Consider the following 20835-nt stretch of genomic DNA (forward strand, 5'->3'; position numbering starts at 1 on the left):
ATGCGCAAGCCCTACAAACCACTGCTGCAGCAATGGGCTTGGCAGCAGTCGGCCGCCTGCCGCGGCATGGATGCCACGCACTTCCACTCACCCCGCGGCGAGCACCGCAAGGCCCGCCGAGAGCGCGAAGCCAGGGCCCGGCAGGTGTGCGCAAGCTGCCCAGTACTCGCAAGCTGCGCGGAGTTCGCCCTCGACTATCGGGAGCCTCACGGCGTGTGGGGAGAACTCAGTGAGCGTGAGCGCGGCGAGTTGGCCAGGAGAAGTCCACGGTGAGTTCTCATCCAACCGGGGCTCCTGACCGGACAACAGGTCCTCCGCGCTCAGCGTGCGCTTCGTACTCCTCGCGCAGTTCGTTATCGATCCGCCGGAACTGGGCGCGGGCCACCTGCGGACTGGAGCGTGGTGAGGGTCGCGCTACGCCATTCCCGTGGCGACATGCCGTATGCGGCGCGGAAGGCGCGGCTGAAGTGGCCGGCGTTGACGAAGCCCCAGCGTTGGGCGACCGCGGACACGGTCGGGCTGACCCGCCCACGACGCGCGAGCTCGCGGCTGCACTCCTCCAGCCGGCGCTGCTGGATCCACCGAGTGATCGTGGTTCCCTCACCCTCGAAGAGTCTGTGCAGATAGCGGACGGAGATGTGGTGGTGCGCGGCAATCGTCTGAGGGGAGAGGTCGCGATCCGACAGGTGATCATTGACGTAGCCGCGCACGCGCAGTGCCATGCCGCAACCGGCACTCCCCCGGTCCGCCGGCCCGGTCGCTGCGGCCTGCTCGCTGATCAGTGCGGCCAGCAGGCCGCCGACGGTACCCGCCAGCTGTTCGCCCACGCAGGGGCTGAACCGCCCGGCGGAAGTGGTCAGCGCGGTCAGGAAGGGTGTGAGCACGCCCGCCACGCCCGCGTCCGGGGGAAGTGCCGTCGCGGTGACGCGGTGGAGATCCGCCTCGGGCATTGTCAGGACGCGGCGCGGCAGTTGGAAGAGGTGCATACGGAAGGCCTCGGGCTGGTCAAGGGTATAGGGGCGGGTCGTGTCGTAGACCACGAGCCCTCCCGGCGCCAGGTGGGCAGTGCGCCCGTCCTGTGCCAGTGCGCCACGCCCGGAGCTCTGCAGTCCAACGGACACGAACGTCCCGTCGGACTGGGCGATGTGCCGGTGGGTGCGGCTCATGCGCTGCGGGTCCGCCTCGATGGTGGAGACCTGGAGGTAGCCCAGACGGTGCGAAGTGATCTGACCCGAGAACGGCGCCCTGACGCGGGGGGTGACCGCCTGCGGAACGAGCGTGCGGGTCAGGGCCTTGTTCCAGTAGTCGAGCTTATCGCCGTCCGGCGCACAAGCCGTGGTCAGTACGACAGTCATGGGAACTCCCCTGAGCAGGTGTGTCTTCGGAACACCGTGCCAGCGGGGCCGGGTCGGCACATCGCGTGAATCCGCTAGATCAGAGGTGCGGCCCTCACTTGAGGGACCCGCTGGTGGCGCCGGCGGCGACCTGGCGCTGAGCGACGACGAGTAGCACGGCCGCCGGAGCGGATGCCAGAACAGCGGTGGCCATGATGGCGTTCCACTGGTTCGTCTGAGCGCCGATGTATTGAAAAATGCCCACGGTGACCGGCCGCAGGGTCTCCGTGGTGGTCAGTGTGAGGGCGAACAGGAGATCGCTCCAGGCGAAGAGGAAGGTGAAGAGGGCGGCCGTGATCAATGCGTTCGCGCTCATCGGGAGCACCACGGCTCCGAAGACACGCAGTCTCCCGGCGCCGTCCACTCGCGCGGCCTCGATGATCTCCCGAGGAATGCTCTGCATGAACGAACACATGATGATGATCGCGAAGGGGACTCCCGCGGTGGAGTCGGCGAGGATCAGCCCGAGGTAGGAGTTCAGGAGTCCCAGGTCGTTGTAGGCGCTGTAGAGCGCGTTGGCCACGACGATGCCCGGCACCATCTGTGTGATCAGGATGCCGAAGAGCACGAGCTTGGTGCCTCGGGTGGGGAACTGGGCCAGCGCGTAGGCCGCTGGGGCAGCGAGCCCGAGGCTGAGGATGACGCTACCGAGAGCCACGACGAGGCTGGCGACGAGGCTGCGCCCCTGATCGCGAAGTGCGGTGACGTAACCGCTGAAGTCCGGATGGGAGGGGAACCAGCCGCCCCGCAGTGTGTTGCCCGTCGGCTGGAGGGAGGCATCCACCATCCAGTAGACGGGAAAGAGCATCAGCGCGAGCAGGATGATCCCGACAATCGTGGACGGCCAGCCGCGGTTGGGCGCGCGCTTCACGGGATCGCCTCTCAGGCGTTCTGGGCGCGACGGTTGGCGCGCAGGTGGACGATGGCGAAGACGAGCGAGATGACGATGAGTACGTTGCTCATTGCGGCACCGCGCCCGAATTCGAACTGCCGAAAGGACAGTTCGTAGGATTGGGTGGCGATGGTCTCCGTGGCGTTGGCCGGTCCGCCGCCTGTCACCATGAGGATGATGTCCAGCACCTTGACCGTGTAGACCGCGTCCAGCAGCAGCACGACGTTCACCACGGGCCGCAGCAGCGGCCAGGTGACATAGCGGAACGTCGTCACCGGGCCCGCGCCGTCCAGCTTCGCCGCCTCGTACACATGCGTCTGGACGTCCTGTAGGCCGCCGTACAGGATCGTGGTGTTGAAGGGGATTCCGATCCATACGTTGATGAGCGTCACCGACACGAGTGCCTGTGAGGTGCCGGTGAGCCAGGGGACGCCGGACGGCAGGAGGTGCAGGGCGCGCAGCGCCTCGTTGACGACTCCCGTGTCGGCGTCAAGCATCCACCTCCACGTCGTCGCGGAGACGGCCAGCGGCAGCAGCCACGGCAGCAACAGGAGCGAGCGCAGAACGCGGCCGAGCGGGAAGCTGCGCTGGAAGAACAGGGCGAGGGCCAGGCCGAGTACGAACTGCCCGACCATCGAACCCGCGGTGAACAGGAGGGTGGTCAGCAGGGCCTTGGAGAACAGGTCCGAGGAGAGGATCTTCGAGTAGTTCTGCAGCCCCACGAACGGCGCGGCACCGGTGTAGAACGTCGTGATCGTGTACCGCTGGAAGCTCATCACGATGTTCTTGACGATGGGGTAGCCGAAGAACAGCAGGAGGTATGCCGCGGCGGGCGCGATGAACAGCCACTGGGCGAGCGGTTCCCGGAAGCGTGTCCGGGCGGCGCCGAATCCCATCAGGCGGTGTCCCGTCAAGAGCCGGTCGCGATCTGCTGCGCATGCTTGAGTGCTTCCTCCGGCGTCTGCTGGCCCGTCAGCGCGGACTGGATCGCGGTGTATATCCCGATTGCCGCTTTGGGCCAGTTGACGCCGAGTTCGCCGGTACGGGCCCGGGCCACTTCAACGCTGTTCACAAACGCAGCCATCGACGGGTCCTGCTCGGCATACTGGGAAGCCACTGCGGATCGGGAGGGCACGGTGAAGCGCTGCTTGGCGAGGGCGAGCATGTTCGTGGAGTCGTTCAAGCAGGCGAGGACCTGAGCGGCCTTCTGCTGCCGGGCCTTGGAAGCGCTCTGTGGGACCGTCCACACCTCACCGCCCAGCGGTGTGACAGAGGTCTGCCCCACCTGTCGGACCGGGATGGTGGCCACCCCCCAGTGCAGGTCCCTCGCTTCGTCCAGAGCGGAGATCTGCCAGGGGCCGTTGATCATCATGGCTGTCCTGCGGGCGACGAACTGATCGCTGACGTCGGACTGGTTCCAGTTCAGCACCGACTTCGACATGGATCCGCTTTTCACCAGGTCGACCCAGAGCTGGAGTGCCTGCGCGGCCTGCGGGGTGTCCAACTGCTTCTCGTCCCCGCCGTTGGACCACAGGAAGGGCAGGAACTGCCAGGTGCCCTCGAAGGTGGCGTTCGCGTCGACCGCCATGCCGTAGCGCCCCGTGCGGGTCAGCTTGGCCGCCGCCGCCTTCAGCTCGTCCCAGGTCCTCGGCACTGCGACACCGGCCTCGGAGAGCATGTCCTTGTTGTAGAAGAGGGCGATCGTGTTGACGTTGGGCGCCAGTCCGTACAGCTTCCCCTGGTACGTGCTCGCCGACAGGATGCCGTTGGCGAAGCCGCTGGAGTCGATGCCGTACTGGTCCAGTGGGGTCAGCTCGCCGGTCTGTGCGATCTGCTGCAGGTCGGGGTTGTCCAGCATCAACAGGTCGGGAAGCGTCCGCGACGACGCCTGCTGAAGGACCTTGGGGATGAGCGAGGCCCCCGGAACACTCGTCTGCTCGACCGTGACGCCGACAGTCTTGCCGCAGGTGCTGAGCAACTCGCCCCACTGGGTGTGTTCAGGTTCGTCGCTGTAGTAGTCGAGTGCGGTGATGGAGGTGACCCTGCCTGCCGCTGACCCGGTGCCGGCCGCGCTACCGGTTGGGCCACCGCACCCGGTGGCAACCAGGCCCAGCGCGACGATTCCGGTCCCCAGGCGGGCGGCGGTGCGCCGCGCCCGTGGTCTGGCTGGTGAGGTCATGGCGGTGCCTTTACCGAGTGTCGTGGGTGGCCGGGGTGTGGGTGGAGGTGAAGAGGGGCCGTGGAGGTGAAGAGGGTTCAAGATCCCCCAGGCGCCTCGATCAGCGTAGGCCTGCGGGCCAGGGCCACGCCTCCGGGGGTCGCCGAACCTCCTCTCGGCTCAGACCGAAACCTGCTGGACCATCACAGAACGCCCTCTCCGAGATGGCGGAGCCTCACGCTGACGTGCCAACAGCTCCGTTCAGGTGTCGGGCAATGCCATGACCAGGTTGGCAAGCTGAACCCGGGAGTTGATCGACAGCTTGCGGAAGACGGAGGTCAGGTGGGTGTTGACCGTGTGCGGGGAGACGACGAGCAGGTCGGCGGCCGACCGGTTGGTGCAGCCCTCGGCGACGAGGCGCGCGACCTTCTTCTCCGAGGCCGTGAGGGCCTCCCAGCCCTGGACGGGGCGCTGCATGGCCACTGCCCGGTGGCTGCCGGCCCCGGCACCGGCCAGATCGCGCCGTACGCGTTCGGCTGCGGCGTGGGCGCCCGACTCGGCGAACATGCCGTGGGCGTGGATCAGGGCGGCCACTGCCTGAGGTTTCCGGCCTGCTGCCAGGAGTGCCCGTCCGAGATCAGCGTGGGCGGCGGCCCGGACCAACGGGCGAGGGCTCGCCTTGAGCAGTGTCACGGAGTGTTCCAACATGACGAGATCGTTCCTCACGAGCCCGGCGGCCTGCGCAGCGATGCCCTTGGCAGTGGGCACGGCCGGGTTGCGTTCCGCGTAGGCCTGGGCCTGCGCGGCCAGGTCCTCGGCGAGCTCGCGGTCCGCGCCTCGCAGGGCCATGCGGATCGCGGCGTCGATCTGGTTGCGCAACAGCCGCCAGCGCATGAAGAAACCTTCCTGCTGCACCTGCCGAATCCTGTCGATGGCAAGCCCGATGTCCCCGTCGGCCTCGGCGTGGACCGCTTCCAGGAAGCGCACCGCGGCAGTGTTGCCCGGGTTCGGTTTGGCCACCAGTCTCTCCCGCGCTGAGGCCAGGTGCTGCCGCGCCGCTTCCGGATCGCCGCGCAGCAGGGCGATCTGAGAGCGGATCACACGCGAGTTCACCTGCTGGACGGGCACCTGGACGTCGTCTTCCAGGCGCTCCATCGTCACGAAGTCGGCGTCGGCGTCGGCGAGTTTGCCGAGCGCCAGATGGTGCTGGCCCTGTCCCCACAGCAGCATTGCCTGACGGGGCGACCCGGCCTGGTCCGCTGCCCGCAGGAGCAGTCGTTCGCTGGACTCGAAGTCGTCCACGTGCTGGTGGGCGACGATCTCTTCGGGCAGGAAAGCGGAGTCGACGGCGCTGAGCGCGGCGAACTGCTGGAGCGCGACGGCGTTCTCACCCGCGTTGAGCGCGATCTCGCCGAGCCCGCACAGGGCCAGGACGTGCGCCTCCCGGTCCCCGCTCACGGTGGCGGCACGCAGCGCGCTCTCACCGACCTCACGCGCCGCGACGAGATCCTCCTCGCGGGACAGCGCCAGCGCACGCAGGGCCGCCAGCCTCGCCCCGACCTGCGGAGCGGCGCCCCCGATCGCAAGGGCTGCTTCGGCCCGGCGGCGCAACTCACCGGCGAGATCCATGTTCCACAGCGTCCCGCCGAGGGCAGCCTGCAGCCGGCTGAATGCCTCCAACGGCGGTCGGCAGTCCAGCAACCGGTCGCCGGTCGACAGCGCCTCTCGATTCCGGCCTGCCCGGGTCAAGCAGACGATCGCCTGCTCACCCACGACGAACCTCAACGGCCGCACTGACGGCACCAGTTCCAGGGCGTGCACCATCAGGTCGGCCGCGAGACCCGGCGCGACCGGCAGCACGTCGTCAGCGGCTCGCCGCAGCAGCGCCACGGCTTCCTCATCCCCGGGCAGGGCACCCCGAAGGATGTGCGGCACCGCGTCGATCGGCTGGCGGCCCGCTGAGACCAGGTGGTTGGCAGCCTCTCGGTGCAGTGCCTTCCGGGCTGACGGCGGGATGTCGACATAGACTGCCTGGCGCACCAGATCATGCCGGAAGACCAGCTGATCGCCGTCATCGTCCAGGAGTCCGGCGCGCACCGCCTCCTCCAGCTCCGCAATCAACGTGGTGGGCGGTTGGCCGCAGAGCGCGGTGGCGTCGTGGAAGCCGAACCTGCGTCCCAACACCGCTCCCATCTGAAGCAGGCGCAGTGTGCCTGGCTGCAGGGAGCTGAGTCTGCCTCGCACACCCACCACGAGCCGTGAGGGCACCAGTTCACCCGAATCATCGGCGGTCCGCAGTCCAGCGAGCATCTCGACCGCCAGAAACGGATTCCCGCCGGCTCCGTCGAGCAACTCCCGTACCCGCTCGTCGACGGCTGCACCCATTGTGTCGCTGGCCAGTTGGCCGATAGCCGCGCCGGACAGCGGCCCCAGAGGCACAGTAACCGTCGGGAGTGTGTCCCTCGCGGCCGCGACGACCTCTTCTGCTGGACCAGCGGGCTCCGGCCGCCCGGCCAGGATCCACAGAACCGGCGAGGTCCACAGGCGGGTCGGAAGCTGCTTCAAGGCAAATCGGCTGAGCGGGTCGGCCCATTGCACGTCATCCAGCGCGATCAGCACCGGCACGCTGCCGGCTCTGGCTTCGATCGCCTCCGCAATGCGCTCCACCAGCCAGATCCGCTGATCGTGACTCCGCGCGAGATCGGCAAAGGCATCGCCGGAGAGCAACGGCTCAGCGCCGTGCAGGATGCAGGCCGCCAACGACGAGAGCGGCACGATGCGGTGCAGCTCATCGGCCTTACCGAGACCGACTGAGAATCCCGCTGCCCTGGCCCTGGTGACGGCCTCGGCGAGCAGCGTGGTCTTGCCGATACCCGGTTCCCCCCGGAGCAGGGCCAATCCCCCGCTTCCCGTGCGAGCCACCAAGGCGATCAGTGCCTGCAACTCTTCGAGTTCCGCCTCTCGGCCGCGCAGACCGCAACGGGACAGCGATCCGCCTGACCCCGCCACTCACGCGCCTTTCCTGCCCGCACTCTCCGGCCGATGCCGGGCTCAGCCCACTCCGGCTGGCGGCTCCGCCCCTCGGCGTCGGCTGCCGGTGCCGCTGCCGCTGCCGCTGCCGGAAAGCGACGCCGACCAGGCCCGGACGACGCGCGCCGGATGCGCCCATTATCCAAATAATGGCAGCTCAGAGTGGTCAATGGGGCAAGTGACTCCGGCCACACCACCGGCAGAAGGCTTCGGCTGGCAGAGACGGGCGTGACGCTGCTTCATCAGGGTTGAGGCACGGGCGGCGACGCCAGCCGGCAGCGGGTAGTCGTCGCCCGATGCGTGTCAGGCCGCCGCCCCGAGCCCGACCAGGCCCACGCCCACGCCCACGCCCACGCCCACGCCCACGCCCACGCCCACTACGACCAGCCATCGCTTCCCGCGTGTCGTCAGTTCCACACCCAACCCCTCCCTCGGACCTTCACAGCCGGCAATCGGATTCGACGGGTTGCTCGGTCAGCCGGTCGCCGCCCGCGATCATCGATACAAGAATGAAACGCCCTTTACAGCAATCTGCTGCTATCGATGAAAGGGCGAAACGCTCTGCGAACGGGATTCTGACACCCCGTCACTACAGTGCCGCACATGCCACCTACCTATGACCCAACTCGCGTTCACCGCAACCGGACCCACAGCCGAGCGAGCACCCAAGTCGCCCTGACCGCAGTCGTGTTGGCCGCTGGCCTCGCGCTGGCTGCACCCGCAGGAGCCGCACCGATGGACGGCCCCGCCGCACACCAGGTGGCCGTCCATCCGGAGGCGGTCACGGCCGCGCAGCAGCAGGCCGTTCTGGATTACTGGACGCCGGCGCGAATAGCCGCCCTGACCCAGCCGTCGTCCGGCAACCCGCCCAAGAGCGGCCCCGACGGCGCCTCGTGGACTGGTGCCGCCACCCTGAGCAGGACGGTGGGCAGGCTCTTCTTCACCAACCACGGCGAGGACGAAAGCTGCACCGCGACCGTCGTGAACAGCGCCAACCACAGCACCATCGTCACGGCGGCACACTGCGTCAACAGCACCGACCTCCTTGGTGACAACGATGAGTGGCTGTCGAACGAGATGTTCGTCCCGGGCTACCACGACGGCTTCGCGCCGTACGGCAAGTTCGTCGCACGCGCCGGGGTCGCCGATGCCACCTGGCTCCTCAACGACCAGCAGGACGCGCTGAAGTTCGACGCATACGACCAGGCGTTCCTGGTCCTGAACAGCAATGCCGCAGGCAAGCGCGTGCAGGACGCCGTCGGCGCCGCCCAGCGCATCGGCTTCGACCGGCCGGGCAGCGCGTCGGTCCACGAGTTCGGCTATCCGCGTGAGGCCTCGGGCGATCCCTCGCGCGCGGGCCTGCCCGAGTTCACCGGGGCCGAGCTCGCCTACTGCGTGGGACAGACCCGTGAGTACCCGGGCACCAAGGACCACCCTGAGCCCCGGGGCGAGTGGGGCGCCCCCTGTGTGATGGGCGGCGGCTCCAGCGGCGGTCCCCGCGTCGCCGACTTCGACCCGTCCTCCGGGATCGGCACCGTCGTGGGCGACAACACCCAGGGCGCCTTCTTCGACTCCTCGGGCCAGGTCTGCAACGCCGGCACCACCTCCTGCGCCCGGCACCTGGTCGGCCCGCAGTTCACCTCCGCGATCACCAAGCCGCTGTACAAGGCCGCCGAAAGCGCCTGGAGCGTCGGCTGAGCGGTGCGTAACTCCTCGGCCTCACCCACCGCTTGATCGCGACCATCCCTCGAAAAGAACTGGACCCAACCAAGAATGGCAACGATGTCAGCCGGACACCGAACGTTCCCGCGCAACCTCGCCGCCGCGGGAGTCCTCCTGCTGAGTGCGACCACGGCGGCAGTGCTGCTGCCGACCGCGGCCTTCGCCGCGGAACCGGAGTCCATCACCACGCATTCCGGTGCCACGACCGAACAGGAGCGCAGCCGGATCGATGCCTACTGGACCCCCACGCGGATGAAGCTGGCGGGTGCCCTGGTCCCCGAGGCCACCCCCGTGCCCGCGGACGACAACACGCCTGACGATCCGCGTCCGCTTCCCCCGAACACGCTGGATCCTGGGGCCGTTTGGACGCACGGCGGCGCGGTGAACGAGAGCGTCGGCCGTCTCTTCTTCACCTTCTCCGACGGCTACGACGGCAGTTGCACCGCAACGGTCGTCAACAGCGCGAACCGCAGCACCATCATCACGGCAGCGCACTGTCTGCGGGGCGTCGGGGCTCCCGCCAGCGACAAGACGTGGAGCCACAACCTCTATTTCGTGCCCGGCTACCGCAACGGAACGAAACCGCTCGGCGGCTTCAGCATCAAGAACGTGGCCACCTCCTCCCGTTGGGACGCCGATCCGGGCAAGACGACCTCGAGCGATGTCGCTGTCGCCGGCTACGACACGGGAATCCTGGTAGCGAACCGTTCAGCCCAGGGACGACGGATCGCGGATGTCACGGGAAGCCAGCGGATCGCGTTCACCAAGCCTGTCAAGGACGAGTTCATCCACACCTTCGGCTACCCGAAGGACCAACTCAACGACCCCAGCGCCAAGTACAACGGATCACGCATGATCCATTGCGCCGGACCGGCCCAGCCCGGCCCCAAAGCCCCCCTCCTGTGGGGTGAGCCCTGCGACATGTCACACGGGGCGAGCGGCGGTCCCCACCTCGCGCAGTTCGATACCCGGACCGGTGTCGGCACCGTCGTCGGCGTCACCACCACCAGCGACGACCTCGCGGGCGGGCAGGCCAACACGCTCTACGCCACCCGCCTGGGTGACAGCGCCCACCAGCTCTACAACTGGGCGCAGACGCGATCGGCCTGACCTCCTGTCCAGCCTCTGCAGGTTCGCCCGACGAAGACCGACGCTCTGGCCGTGTTAGTCGCCAACTGGCCAACTCTGCCTGTCAGCACGGCTGGAAGCCCGTTTCCCGGACAAGTCCGGTCACCCCCGGCTAGGGTGAGCGGCGACTGCACGGGATGACGGGGGTCTGACGTGAGCCAGTTCGCCATGCCCGATCCCTCACGGGCTCGGGATGTGTCGGAGTTCGTGCGGCTGCTGGACGAGGCGCGGATCAACGCCGGCCGCCCTTCCTACCGGACCATCGCCAAGCGCGTCGGCCCGCTCATGCGGCCGCCGCGCGTGGTGGCGTACTCGACGGTCAGTGACCTGTTCAAGGTCGGACGCCGCCGGCTCGACCTCGATCTGGTCGTCGCGATCGTCCGGTGTCTGGGCGTTGCGGAATCGGAAGTGGCCCGCTGGCGCGACGCGTGCGTGCGGGTGCATGCCGATGCGAAGTCCGGCGGACCGACCGGCGTGTTCCGCCAGTTGCCGCACGACTTGTCGACCTTCGTCGGGCACGAGCGGCTCCTCGCTGAGCTGGTGGCGGCGCTGACACCGCGTGTCGCGCCGAGTGCGCCGGCGACGGCCGTCGCGGTGGTCGAGGGCATGGCCGGGGTGGGGAAGACCCAGTTGGCCGTCCACGCCGCGCACGCTTTGGTCCGCGACGGCTGGTATCCGGACGGCCAGTTGTACGTGAACCTGCGCGGCTTCGATCCGGTGGACCGGCCGACCGACGCGGCGACGGTCCTGGAGTCGTTCCTGCGGGCCCTGGAGGTCCCGGCCACGCAGATCCCGGCCGATCCGGGCGAGCGCGCGGCCATGTTCCGCGACCGGGTGCACGACCGCAGAATGCTGATCCTGCTCGACAACGCCGCTGACGAAGACCAGGTGCGGGACTTGATCCCGGCAGGCCCGGCGTGCCGGGTGCTGATCACGAGCCGCCGCTGCCTGCTCCGCCTGGACGGGGCCGAACGATACGTGGTCGAGCCGTTCAGCGCGCCGGAGGCGGTCGGGCTGCTGGCGCGGATCGCCGGGGACGGGCGTATCGCCGCCGAGCCGGAGGCGGCGCGCTCGGTCGCGGCGAGGTGCGGCGGTCTGCCGCTGGCGGTGGCGTTGTCCGCCGCGCGCTTGCGGAGCCGGCCGTTGTGGACGGTGGCCGATCTGGACTCCAGGCTGCGCGATGGTGGACTGCAGAAGCTCGGCAGCGATGCCGTCCACCACACTGTGAACCTGTCCTACCGTCACCTCGCCGTCGACACGCAAAGCCTGTTCCGGGCGCTGGCCGCCGTTCCAGGGCCCGACTTCGACGTCTTCGGCGCCGCCGCGGTCGCGGATCTGGCGGCGTCCGAGGCGGAGGCGCTGATCGAGGACCTTGTCGACGTCCACCTGGTGCAGCAGCATCTGCCCGGCCGCTATCGCATGCACGACCTGGTGGCCGCCCACTCCCGGGCGGTCGCGGTCGGCCGTGCCGACGAGCACGACCGAGCTGTGGAGCGCGGCTTGGACTACTACCTGCATCAGGCCATCCGTGCGGCGGAATGCCTCGCGCCCGGAACCGCGGTCACCCACCCGCCGGTGGCGTGTCCGCCGCGATCCGGTCCACCGTTGGCCGGTTTCGCCGAGGCGATGGCGTGGCTGGAGGACGAACGGCCCGGTCTGTGCGCGGCGATCGAACTGGCCGCCCGGACCGGCCGCACGCAGCACGCTTGGCGACTCCCCCAGGCGCTGTGGTGGTTCCTCTGCACCCGGGGATACATGGACGACTGGGATGCGGCGAACCGGCTCGCGGACGCCGCGGCCCACGCGCTCCAGGACACGCGCGCTCGCGCACACGTTGCCAAGTGCATCGGAACCGCGAGTTGGCGCACCGGCCGCGGCAGCGCCATCGAGGAGCTGACGGTGGCGCGGACGCTCTTCCACGAGCTGGGCGACGTCGACGCCGAGGCCGCCGTGGAGAATCTGGTCGGCAACGCGTACAACTCGCTGGGCAACCTGCGCGAAGCCGTTGAGCACTACCGGCGGTCCGTGGAGCTCTATCGCGCCTCCGGCCGCACCGACGAGCTCTACAAGCCCCTCGGGAACATCGGCAACAGCCTGCTGGATCTCGGTCGCTACGCTGAGGCGCTGCCCACGTTGGAAGAGATCCTGGACATCGTCGTGGCCCGTGGCATCGTGGGCCACGACGCCCGCGCCCGCTCCCACCTGGGCAGAGCCCTGGCGGGCGTGGGGCGCTTCGCCGAGGCGGCGACCGCCTTTCGCGTCTCCGCCGACACCGCGCACCGCCACGGCGACAGAGTCGTCGAAGCACTGGGCCTGAGCGGTTGGGCGCTGTACCGGCCGGGCGACCACGGCATGGCTGAGGACCGCGCCGTCTTCCTCGCCGCCCTGGACTTGGCGCCCGTCGCCGAGCATCCGGAGACCAGGACCACCGTTCTCAACCGGTACGCGGTGGCGCTCCGCCGGTCCGGGGACGACAGCGAAGCCGACGAGATCCTGCGCACCGCGCTGGCGCTGGCCATCCGCTACGGGGTCCGGCGTGATGAGGAGATCACCCGCAGCGAGCTGGCCGAGTTGCACCGGGCCACCGATCCGGAGTTCGCCGCGGCTCAGTTCGAGCAAGTGCGCACGATCCGAGCCGAGATGGGCATGAGCCCCGACGCTCGGATCGTCGCCTGAACAGTTCAGTGACTCTGAGCGGCAGGCAGCGCTACAGGTAGCACCGCCGGTATCTGGCGCTGCCCACGATCCGGCCCGTGCGCAGGGCGAGTTGGGCCAGCAGGGCGGCGCGGTGGTCGGCGGGGCCGACCAGGTCGGGCAGGCGGGTCAGGAGGCGCCACCAGGCCGCGGCGGCGTCGGGCAGCCGGGAGGGGGGCATGCCGTGGTCGGCGAAGTCCCGGTAGAGCTGGGGGTGCGAGCGGCCGTAGCGGTACAACTGACCCGCGATCGCCCGTGGTTCGGCACGGAGCCGGTAGTGCACGACGGCGCCGGGCGCGAAAGCCAACCGGTGGCCGGCCAGTTGGGCGCGCCAGAAGAACTCGACATCGTCGCTGCCGTAGCGGTAGCTCTCGTCGAAGCCGCCCAGGCGGCGCCAGAGCTCCTTGTGGAAGCCGCAGTTGGCACCCGCCGGGTAGGGCAGGAAGGCGAAGGTGTCGAGTAGCGCGTCGGACTCCTTCGGCGGGCGCGCGGCGAGGGCCACCCGGGCGTTGAGTTTGCGGCGTTCGAGCGCGCCCCCGACGGCGGGGCTGGTGCCCAGGACGTCGACCAGACCCGCCATCCAGCCGGGGGCCACCACGTCGTCCGCGTCGCAGCAGAGCACGAATTCGCCGCGCGCGTGGTGGCAGCCGATGTTGCGCGCGCGGTTGACACCGCAGCCGTCGGCGGCGTCGACCACCCTCAGCTGCGGCATCCGCTGCTGCCAGGACCGCAGCAGCGCGCGGGTGCCGTCGCTCGATCCGTTCTCGACGGCGATGACTTCCCAAGGGCCCGGGTAGGTTTGGCAGCCCAGGGCCGCCAGCTGCGTGGCGATCGTCGCCTCTGCGTTGCGCGCGGGCATGACGACCGAGACCAGGCTCACCGGATGGACCTGGTCGTTCATCCGGTGCTCCACGCGGCCGGGCGCAGCGCCTGGACGGTGCGGAGCACCGCGGCGGTGTCGCGCAGATCGGCCAGCACCGCATCGGCCCCCGCGTCCGTCAGCATGGCCGCGCTGCTCGCACCCGAGGCGACGGCGATCACCCGGGCCCCGCCGATGCGTGCCGCCCGCACGTCGCGCGGGGTGTCGCCGATCAGGACGGTGCTGTCGGCGTCGAAGTCGTGCCCGTACGCGGCCGCGGCGCGTCGCCGGGCCACCGGGACGAGGGCTGCCCGTTCGTGTCCGTCGTCGCCGTAGCCGCCGACGCCGAGATCCATGAACTCCGCCAGCCCGAACAGCAGCAGCTTCAGGAGGGCGTTGGCCCTCAGGTTCCCGGTGAGGACGGACTGCGCCACCTCCCGCTGCTCCCCCATCGCCCGCAGCGCCTCGACGGCACCGGGCAGGACCCGTCCTGCGGTTCGGAACTCATCGTCCAGCCGCCGCAGTTGGGCGTTCAGCTCGGCGGTGACCAGGCTCTGCGCGACCGGGCTGACGCCGTGCCGGGCGAACAGCTCGGCCATGATGTCCAGTTCGGTGCGGCCCGCGATGGCGACCGGGTGGCGGGCGGGCCGGCCGGTGAGCCGTTCGAAGGCACGCGGGTAGATCACCTGGCAGAGGCCGCCGTCGTCGATCAGCGTGCCGTCGATGTCCCACAGCACCAGGTGCCGCTTCACACCCGGGCCGCCCGTCGGCGCGGCGCCGGCTCGACCGTGAACGGACCCCGCCGCGCGGTGCAGGCCGCGCCGTGCCGGGCGGCGAGGGCCAGCGCGTCGGCCGTGGTCGCCCCGGCGGCGAGCGCATAGGCGAGGACGGCCGCGAAGTTGTCCCCGACCCCGTAGGTGTCCACCAGGGGCCCCGGCGCCCGGGCGGGCCGGTAGCGGCGCGGGGCCTGGCCGCAGCGGGTGAACACGCCACCGCGGCGGCCTTCGGTGCTGACCACCAGGTCGGGCAGCGTTCGCAGCAATGCCAGGTCGCAGCTCTCGGCCGGGTCGCAGCCGCTGCCCACGAGCGCGTCGACCCTGACACCGGACTCCAGCACGGTGCCGAACTCACGCGCCGTCACCACCAGCACCCTGGCCCGCCGGGCCCGGCGCAGCAGGGCGGCGTCCCCGGCGGTGAAGAACACCGCGTCGTAGGAGGCCAGTTGATCCCAGTCGAGAGGATCCGCCGCAGCGGGTTGCAGCCGCCTCCCCAGGGTGATGGTGGTGCGCTCCCCGGAGCGGTCGACCAGGCTCACCGCCTCACGGGTCGGGTCGGCCCGGGAGGCGGTGAGCACCCGCACACCTCGGCGTTCGAGCTCGGTTCGCGAGCGGTGCCCGGCTCGGTCGTCGCCGAGGGCGGTGAAGAAGGTGCAGTCGCCGGCCAGTTCGGCGAGCCGGACGGCCGCGACCGCGCCGCCGCCCGCAGGGCCTCGCCAGAGCGGTTCCGCGTGGATCACCTCGCCGGCGGTGGGCAGTTGGTCGAGACCGGCGATCGTCGTCCATTCGACGTGTCCCACCACGGCCACCCGTGGCCGGCCGCAGGGAGTCGTCGCACCGGCGAGGCGGAGGTCTTCGTCCATCGCTCCTCGACTCTCGCGCCGGTCCGTCGCCGGCACCGACTCCAAGACGATCACCGCTACCAGACGATCACGGCAGCAGACGATCATCGCTTCCAGAACACCACCGCATGCCCGGACCCGCACTGCCTCCTACGCCGATCGAGGGCATGTTGACCAACCGTGAATGGCGGCCCCGGGCAGGCTCCGTGATGATGGGCCCCTGGGCATTTCGGATCCGTGCACGAACCAGCGGCCGTGCGGCCACCCTGCCGCTCGACGGAGGTACGTGTGAGGACGGAGGTGTGCGTGAAGGACGTGGATGCGGTCCTCTTCGATTTCGACGGAACCCTGTGGGATCCGGAGTCCGAGATATTCCGTGCCCATGCGGAGATCTTCCTGGAATTCGGCCACCCGCTTCCGAGGGAGGTGTGGTCGTCCGTCGTCGGCACCATCGGCTTCGACCTGTGGACGCACCTCGAACGGCTCACCGGGCGTCCGGTGGATCGCCGGGAGGCGCAGGAGCGGGTCCGGCGCCGGCAGCGGGAACTGCTCGGCGGGCTGTCCAGCCGCCCCGGGGTGCATCGGATCCTGCGGGCGGTGGACGCGCTGGGGATCTCCCGTGGCATCGTCAGCAACTCGACCAGGGAGTGGATCGCCCGGTACACGCGGCAGTGCGGCATCGCCGATGGCTGGCGCACGGTGCAGTGCGCCGACGGGGACCGCAGTGGCGCGAAGCCCGAGCCGAACCTGTATGTCGCGGCGCTCGCCTCGCTGGGGGTCCCCGCCGAGCGGGCGGTGGCGTTCGAGGATTCGCCCAGCGGCGTCCGCGCTGCGAAGCGGGCCGGAATCCGGTGCGTCGTCATACCGAACTCGATGACCGCCTCGCTCGATCTCGATGAGGCGGATCTGCGGTTCGAATCATTCGAGCAGATCGATCTGCCCGGAGTTCTCAGCAGGAAGACGCGAAGAGGGAAACCGATGAATCAGGCCGTCAGTGCGAAACCGGATCCGGTGTCCGAGCAGGACGTCGCGGGTGCGCTCCAGCACTACTACTACCTCCCGGACAAACTCCGAGTGGTCAAGGGCGAGGGTGTCCACCTCTATTCCGAGGACGGTCGGCGCTATTTCGACTGCTCCTCGGGGACGTTCAATCTGAGCCTGGGATATGCCCACCCCGAGATCGTGGAGACGGTCCGCGAACAGGCCGGCCGGCTGATCCACGTCACCTCCAAGTTCCAGACCGAGCCGCTGAACGCGCTGGTGTCGAAGCTGGCCGAGGTCTCACCCCCGAACCTCACCCGGGTGCACCTGAAGTCGGCGAGCGGCTCCGACGCCAACGAGAGCGCCGTCAAGATCGCCCAGGTGCACACCGGGAAGTCCGATGTGATCACGCTCTTCCGCGGCCACCTCGGCCAGACCCTCGGCATGATCGGTGCCTCCGGCGCCGCGTTCCGGCGGGCTCCCTTCCCCTCGCACCTGCCCGGCGTGGTGCACGTCCCCGATCCGCACTGCCTGCGCTGCTTCTACCGGCAGGAGCGGGACACCTGCGGCCTGCTGTGCGTCGAGCGGATCAACGACTTCATCGACTACGCGAGCACCGGCCGGGTGGCCTGCCTGGTGCTGGAGCCGATCAGCGGCAACGGCGGCAACGTCGTTCCGCCCGACGGCTATCTGCAGGCGCTCAAGAAGCTGTGCGAGGAGCGCGGGATCGTGCTGGTCTTCGACGAGATCCAGACCGGTTTCGGGCGCACCGGCCGGATGTTCGCCGCCGACCACTTCGGTGTCGCCCCGCACATGCTGACCTTCGGCAAGGGCCTCGGCGGCGCCGGGATGCCCATCGCCGGCATCCTGACCGAGGAGCGGTTGGCCGGTGTGGAGGGGCACCACATCAACTCGACCTTCGGCGGCAATGTGCTGGCCGCCGCGGCCGCCCTGAAGACCCTTGAGGTCATCGGCCGTCCGGGCTTCCTGGAGAACGTGCGGACCGTCGGCGCGTACGTGCTGGACCGGTTGCGCGATCTGGCCTCGAAGGTGTCGTTCGTGCGGGAGGTGCGCGGCGTCGGGCTGATGATCGGCATCGACATCGTGGACGGTGCCGGCCGTCCCGACCCCCGGCTCACCAACCAGCTGGCCGAACTCGGCCTGGAGCAAGGGTTGTTGCTGCGGACCTCGCTGTACGGGCACGGCAATGTGCTGAAGGTGCGACCGGCACTGGTCATCACCCGTCAGGAGGCGGACGAGATGTGCGACCTGTTGGAGCGACTCTTCCTCTCGGTCTCATGAAGGGCCTGGTCCAGGAGCTGTCCCGGCAGATCCGGACGGCCGTCCGCACCGGCCTCCACGAGGTCGGCAGCCGCTATGTGCAGGGCACCGCGAAGGGCGGGGACGCCGAGTTCCCCGTCGACCTGCTCGCCGAACGGGCCGCCTGGGACTTCCTGACGGAACGGAGCGAGCCCATCGCCGTCTACACCGAGAGCGAGGGGCTGCGCACGATCGGCCGGAACCCCGAGTACGTGCTGGTCATCGACCCGATCGACGGGACCCGAGGCGCCGCCGCCGACCTGGAGATGGCCTGCGTCTCCATCGCCGCGGCGCCCTTCGGCGAGGCTCCCACCATCGGGGACATCCGGTACGCGATGCTCCAGGAGATCAAGTCCGGCAACTGGCTCTATGCCGACGTCGACGGGGACGGGATCGAATCCGGCGGCTTTCCGGCGCCGGTGCCCCGCCTGTCCGCCACCGTCGATCCCGACCGGATGTTCTGGTCGCTCGAATTCAACGGCCACCCCGCTGAGTTGATGATCGGGGCCTACGGCCACCTGATCGACGCCTCGGCCAACACCGGTGGCGTGTACGTCTTCAACAGCGCCTCCTTCTCCATCTCACGGATCATCACCGGACAGATGGACGCCTACGTCGACATCGGCAACCGGCTGCTTCGCGATCGCCCCGCCACCGAACCGGACTTCCGCCGCGTCGGCCACGGGAGCATCCTGCACCTGTTCCCGTATGACATCGCGGCCTCGGTCCTCCTCGCGGAGCGGGCCGGGGTCACCATCACCGACGCCTACGGCAAGCCGCTGCACGACACCCTGCTGCTGGACATCGGCCCGCTGAACCAGCGCTCCTGCGTCGCCGCCTGCACACCGCAGTTGCACGCGGCGCTGATCGACTCGATCCGCTGGTAGGAGGCACCCGTGGTGACCGATCGCCGGCACCTCACGGTCACGGCCACCCGCCCGCCCGGCGGGTGGACCGACGAGGCCGCCCTGTCGGCCGTCGCCGGCACCCTCGGCCTCGCGGTCGAGTACGAGATCCTGGACGGCGGATCCCCGGCCCGGGTCTACCGGGCCACCGCCGCGACCGGGGAAGACCTGGCGGTCAAGATCCTGGTACCCGCACCGGGCGCCGTGGACGGCCACGACCTGGCGTCGTTCCGCCACAAGCTCCGGCAGATCGACCAACTGCGCACTCTGGCACCACGGTTGGCGGCACACTATCTGCCGATCGGGCACTTCCTCGACGGCGACGGCTGGTCGGCCTGTACGACGCCCTTCTACGAATCGGCGGACCTGGCGGCTCCGCTGCGGGAATCCGCCCAGGGGACGCGGGAGTTCTTCCGCCGGTACACGGCAGTCGTCCAGGCGCTGGTCCTGGACGGGTACGCCGCGCGGTCGCACCCCACCCCGGCCGGCCATGTCGCGGAGGTCGTCGTGGGCCGGTTCCTGCGGCGGCTGCCCGTGCTGCACCGAGCGCTGCCCGCCGACCTGATGACCGCCGAGCGCCTCATCGTCAACGGCATGCCGTGCCGGGCCCCGCACTTGGTGCTGGAGCGGCTGGCGGGCCGGCTGGCCCGGCTGGCACCCGCCCGCCTGGGGGCTCCCGCCCACGGGGACTTCAACACGCGCAACGTGCTGCTGTCCACCCGCCCCGGTGCGACCGTCGAGGACTTCCGGCTGATCGATCCGCGCGGCTCCACCGCGCCGTGGGATCCGGTCTACGACCTGGCGAAGACGCTCTTCAGCCTCAGCGTATGGGATCCCGCGCTCCGAACGGGCTTCTCGGTGAGCCGGTCGAGGCGGCACGGCTACCAAGTGGGTTTCCGGCAGCCGGTGTTCCCGGGCTACCGCGCGGCGATTCACCGGTTCCTGCCCCAGCTGGCGTCGTCTGAAGGGCTGTCCGGGTTGTTCCGCGACGATCCGGGCTGGCTGGAGCGGCTGTTGCTCACCCATGACCTGCATGTCCTGGCCGAGGCACCGTGCCGGCTCTCGGACCGCAAGCCCAAGCCCGACGGGCGGGGGAACGACTCCGCGCCCACGGAACTCGCGCTCGGGCACTATCTGCTCGGCACGCTGCTGATCAACGATCTCGCCGCGCAACTCGGCCGCACCGGGCAGCTGGACGCCGAACGCCACCTGGCGCTGGTGGCCGACCATCTCCCCCAGGGCTGACCGGTGTCAGGCGAGCGTCCGGCCCGCCAGGTGGGCGAGCGCGGTGTCCAGGCCGGGGCCCAGCAGGCGGTGCCGGGTGCTGCGCAGCACCAGCCGGGGCGGGCGCCGGCAGCCGGCGCGGGCCTCGTCGCCTTGGACGGCCACTACCCGGGTGGGCAGCTCCAGGGCCTGCTGGACCTTGGACATCAGCTCGAACCGGGTCACCACGTCGCGCCCGCCGTAGTGCACGACGCCCGTGCGCCCCCAGAGCTCGGCCAGGGCCGGGCCGAGACTGGGCAGGTAGACGGGAGCGCAGACCAGATCCGTGCGGGCCAGGGTCGTCGACCCCGCGAGGCGGGCCAGGAAGGTGTTCGCCCAGGGACCGCGCCCGAAGACGAGCGGGATCCGCACGACCAGGTGCCCGCCGTCGGCGAGCAGCAGGTCCTCGGCCGCCGCCTTGGTCCGACCGTAGACATTGACCGGGGAGCGGTGGTCGTCCTCGGTGTACTGGTGACGGGTGCCGTCGAAGACGTTGTCGCTGGACAGGAAGACCAGTTTGGCCGCCGAGCCGCGCACGGCGTCCAGGAGGACTTCGATGGGACGGACGTTGAGGTGGTGGGCCAGCTCGGGGTCGGCTTCGGCCACCTCCAGCGGGACCAGGCCAGCCGCATGGATGACGAGGTCGAAGCCGTCGGCCGCGAGCGCCGACAACCGGCGCTCGTCGCGCAGGTCCAGCTGGACCAGCCCCGGGATCGGCCGGGTGGCGAAGGTCCCGACGACCCCGTGACGGGCCCTCAGATGGCTCCACAAGCCGCCGCCCACGAACCCTGACGCGCCGAGCAGCAGGATCCGCAGGCGCGAGTCCGACGGCAAGTCACATACGCCCGGCGGCCAATATCGGCTCATATCA

16 protein-coding genes are annotated in these 20835 nt (G+C 69.8%); 7 read left to right on the forward strand and 9 right to left on the reverse strand.

The features are described from left to right. Positions 1–273, forward strand: a complete 273-nt coding sequence (locus tag P3T35_RS21620) for a WhiB family transcriptional regulator (RefSeq protein ID WP_101384057.1) — start codon at positions 1–3, stop codon at positions 271–273. Positions 274–353: 80 nt separating this feature from the next. On the opposite strand, the gene P3T35_RS21625 is transcribed toward P3T35_RS21620, so the two are convergent. The 5 genes from P3T35_RS21625 to P3T35_RS21645 form a co-directional block, all read right to left on the reverse strand. Next, positions 354–1355, reverse strand: a complete 1002-nt coding sequence (locus P3T35_RS21625; RefSeq protein ID WP_101384056.1) for a helix-turn-helix domain-containing protein — start codon at positions 1353–1355, stop codon at positions 354–356. A 94-nt stretch (positions 1356–1449) separates the two neighbouring features. Further along, positions 1450–2265 carry a carbohydrate ABC transporter permease gene (locus P3T35_RS21630; RefSeq protein ID WP_101384055.1) on the reverse strand — a complete coding sequence of 272 codons (816 nt, stop codon included), beginning with the start codon at positions 2263–2265 and terminating at the stop codon, positions 1450–1452. Positions 2266–2276: 11 nt separating this feature from the next. After that, a complete protein-coding gene (locus tag P3T35_RS21635; protein WP_101384054.1) occupies positions 2277–3182 on the reverse strand; it encodes a sugar ABC transporter permease in 906 nt (301 codons plus the stop codon). Positions 3183–3196: 14 nt separating this feature from the next. Next, positions 3197–4465 (reverse strand): ABC transporter substrate-binding protein, encoded by a 1269-nt coding sequence (locus tag P3T35_RS21640; protein WP_180356772.1) that lies wholly within the window; start codon positions 4463–4465, stop codon positions 3197–3199. Positions 4466–4705: 240 nt separating this feature from the next. Beyond that, positions 4706–7453 carry a LuxR family transcriptional regulator gene (locus P3T35_RS21645; RefSeq protein WP_101384053.1) on the reverse strand — a complete coding sequence of 916 codons (2748 nt, stop codon included), beginning with the start codon at positions 7451–7453 and terminating at the stop codon, positions 4706–4708. Positions 7454–8209: 756 nt separating this feature from the next. On the opposite strand from P3T35_RS21645, the gene P3T35_RS21650 reads away from it, so the two are divergent. From P3T35_RS21650 to P3T35_RS21660, 3 genes are all read left to right on the forward strand, one after another. Then, positions 8210–9172, forward strand: coding sequence for a peptidase (locus tag P3T35_RS21650; protein WP_218976739.1), 963 nt, complete (start codon positions 8210–8212; stop codon positions 9170–9172). Between the two features lie 84 nt (positions 9173–9256). Beyond that, positions 9257–10306, forward strand: coding sequence for a hypothetical protein (locus tag P3T35_RS21655; RefSeq protein WP_280707341.1), 1050 nt, complete (start codon positions 9257–9259; stop codon positions 10304–10306). A 186-nt stretch (positions 10307–10492) separates the two neighbouring features. Further along, a complete protein-coding gene (locus P3T35_RS21660; protein WP_143677012.1) occupies positions 10493–13000 on the forward strand; it encodes a tetratricopeptide repeat protein in 2508 nt (835 codons plus the stop codon). Between the two features lie 31 nt (positions 13001–13031). On the opposite strand, the gene P3T35_RS21665 is transcribed toward P3T35_RS21660, so the two are convergent. The 3 genes from P3T35_RS21665 to P3T35_RS21675 are packed head-to-tail and all read right to left on the reverse strand — an operon-like array spanning position 13032 to position 15516. Further along, positions 13032–13919 (reverse strand): glycosyltransferase, encoded by an 888-nt coding sequence (locus tag P3T35_RS21665; protein ID WP_101384051.1) that lies wholly within the window; start codon positions 13917–13919, stop codon positions 13032–13034. After that, positions 13916–14629, reverse strand: a complete 714-nt coding sequence (locus tag P3T35_RS21670) for a haloacid dehalogenase-like hydrolase (RefSeq protein ID WP_101384050.1) — start codon at positions 14627–14629, stop codon at positions 13916–13918. The genes P3T35_RS21665 and P3T35_RS21670 overlap by 4 nt, the downstream gene beginning before the upstream one ends. Further along, positions 14626–15516 carry a PfkB family carbohydrate kinase gene (locus P3T35_RS21675; protein WP_180356771.1) on the reverse strand — a complete coding sequence of 297 codons (891 nt, stop codon included), beginning with the start codon at positions 15514–15516 and terminating at the stop codon, positions 14626–14628. The genes P3T35_RS21670 and P3T35_RS21675 overlap by 4 nt, the downstream gene beginning before the upstream one ends. A 285-nt stretch (positions 15517–15801) precedes the next feature. Here P3T35_RS21675 and P3T35_RS21680 point away from each other — a divergent pair, with 285 nt between their 5' ends. From P3T35_RS21680 to P3T35_RS21690, 3 genes are read left to right on the forward strand one after another with little or no spacing between them, the layout of a single operon-like run. Next, positions 15802–17778, forward strand: a complete 1977-nt coding sequence (locus tag P3T35_RS21680) for an aminotransferase class III-fold pyridoxal phosphate-dependent enzyme (protein ID WP_180356770.1) — start codon at positions 15802–15804, stop codon at positions 17776–17778. Continuing rightward, positions 17775–18683, forward strand: a complete 909-nt coding sequence (locus P3T35_RS21685; RefSeq protein ID WP_101384047.1) for an inositol monophosphatase family protein — start codon at positions 17775–17777, stop codon at positions 18681–18683. Before P3T35_RS21680 ends, P3T35_RS21685 begins: the two co-directional genes overlap by 4 nt. Positions 18684–18692: 9 nt before the next feature. Beyond that, positions 18693–19946 carry a hypothetical protein gene (locus P3T35_RS21690; protein WP_101384046.1) on the forward strand — a complete coding sequence of 418 codons (1254 nt, stop codon included), beginning with the start codon at positions 18693–18695 and terminating at the stop codon, positions 19944–19946. A gap of 6 nt (positions 19947–19952) precedes the next feature. Here P3T35_RS21690 and P3T35_RS21695 read toward each other — a convergent pair whose 3' ends face one another. Further along, on the reverse strand, positions 19953–20798 hold the full coding sequence (locus tag P3T35_RS21695; protein ID WP_180356769.1) for a sugar nucleotide-binding protein: 846 nt from the start codon (positions 20796–20798) through the stop codon (positions 19953–19955). Positions 20799–20835: the final 37 nt, after the last annotated feature.

The sequence above is a fragment of the Kitasatospora sp. GP30 genome, assembly GCF_029892145.1.
GTDB classification, from domain to species: domain Bacteria; phylum Actinomycetota; class Actinomycetes; order Streptomycetales; family Streptomycetaceae; genus Kitasatospora; species Kitasatospora acidiphila.

Excerpts from the sequence above, each read along its gene's own strand:
- P3T35_RS21655 (WP_280707341.1), top strand. The coding sequence starts at position 9,257 with ATGTCAGCCGGACACCGAACGTTCCCGCGCAACCTCGCCGCCGCGGGA.
- P3T35_RS21650 (WP_218976739.1), top strand. The coding sequence starts at position 8,210 with ATGGACGGCCCCGCCGCACACCAGGTGGCCGTCCATCCGGAGGCGGTC.
- P3T35_RS21660 (WP_143677012.1), top strand. The coding sequence starts at position 10,493 with ATGCCCGATCCCTCACGGGCTCGGGATGTGTCGGAGTTCGTGCGGCTG.
- P3T35_RS21685 (WP_101384047.1), top strand. The coding sequence starts at position 17,775 with ATGAAGGGCCTGGTCCAGGAGCTGTCCCGGCAGATCCGGACGGCCGTC.
- P3T35_RS21640 (WP_180356772.1), bottom strand. The coding sequence starts at position 4,465 with ATGACCTCACCAGCCAGACCACGGGCGCGGCGCACCGCCGCCCGCCTG.
- P3T35_RS21665 (WP_101384051.1), bottom strand. The coding sequence starts at position 13,919 with ATGAACGACCAGGTCCATCCGGTGAGCCTGGTCTCGGTCGTCATGCCC.
- P3T35_RS21675 (WP_180356771.1), bottom strand. The coding sequence starts at position 15,516 with ATGGACGAAGACCTCCGCCTCGCCGGTGCGACGACTCCCTGCGGCCGG.
- P3T35_RS21620 (WP_101384057.1), top strand. The coding sequence starts at position 1 with ATGCGCAAGCCCTACAAACCACTGCTGCAGCAATGGGCTTGGCAGCAG.
- P3T35_RS21635 (WP_101384054.1), bottom strand. The coding sequence starts at position 3,182 with ATGGGATTCGGCGCCGCCCGGACACGCTTCCGGGAACCGCTCGCCCAG.
- P3T35_RS21625 (WP_101384056.1), bottom strand. The coding sequence starts at position 1,355 with ATGACTGTCGTACTGACCACGGCTTGTGCGCCGGACGGCGATAAGCTC.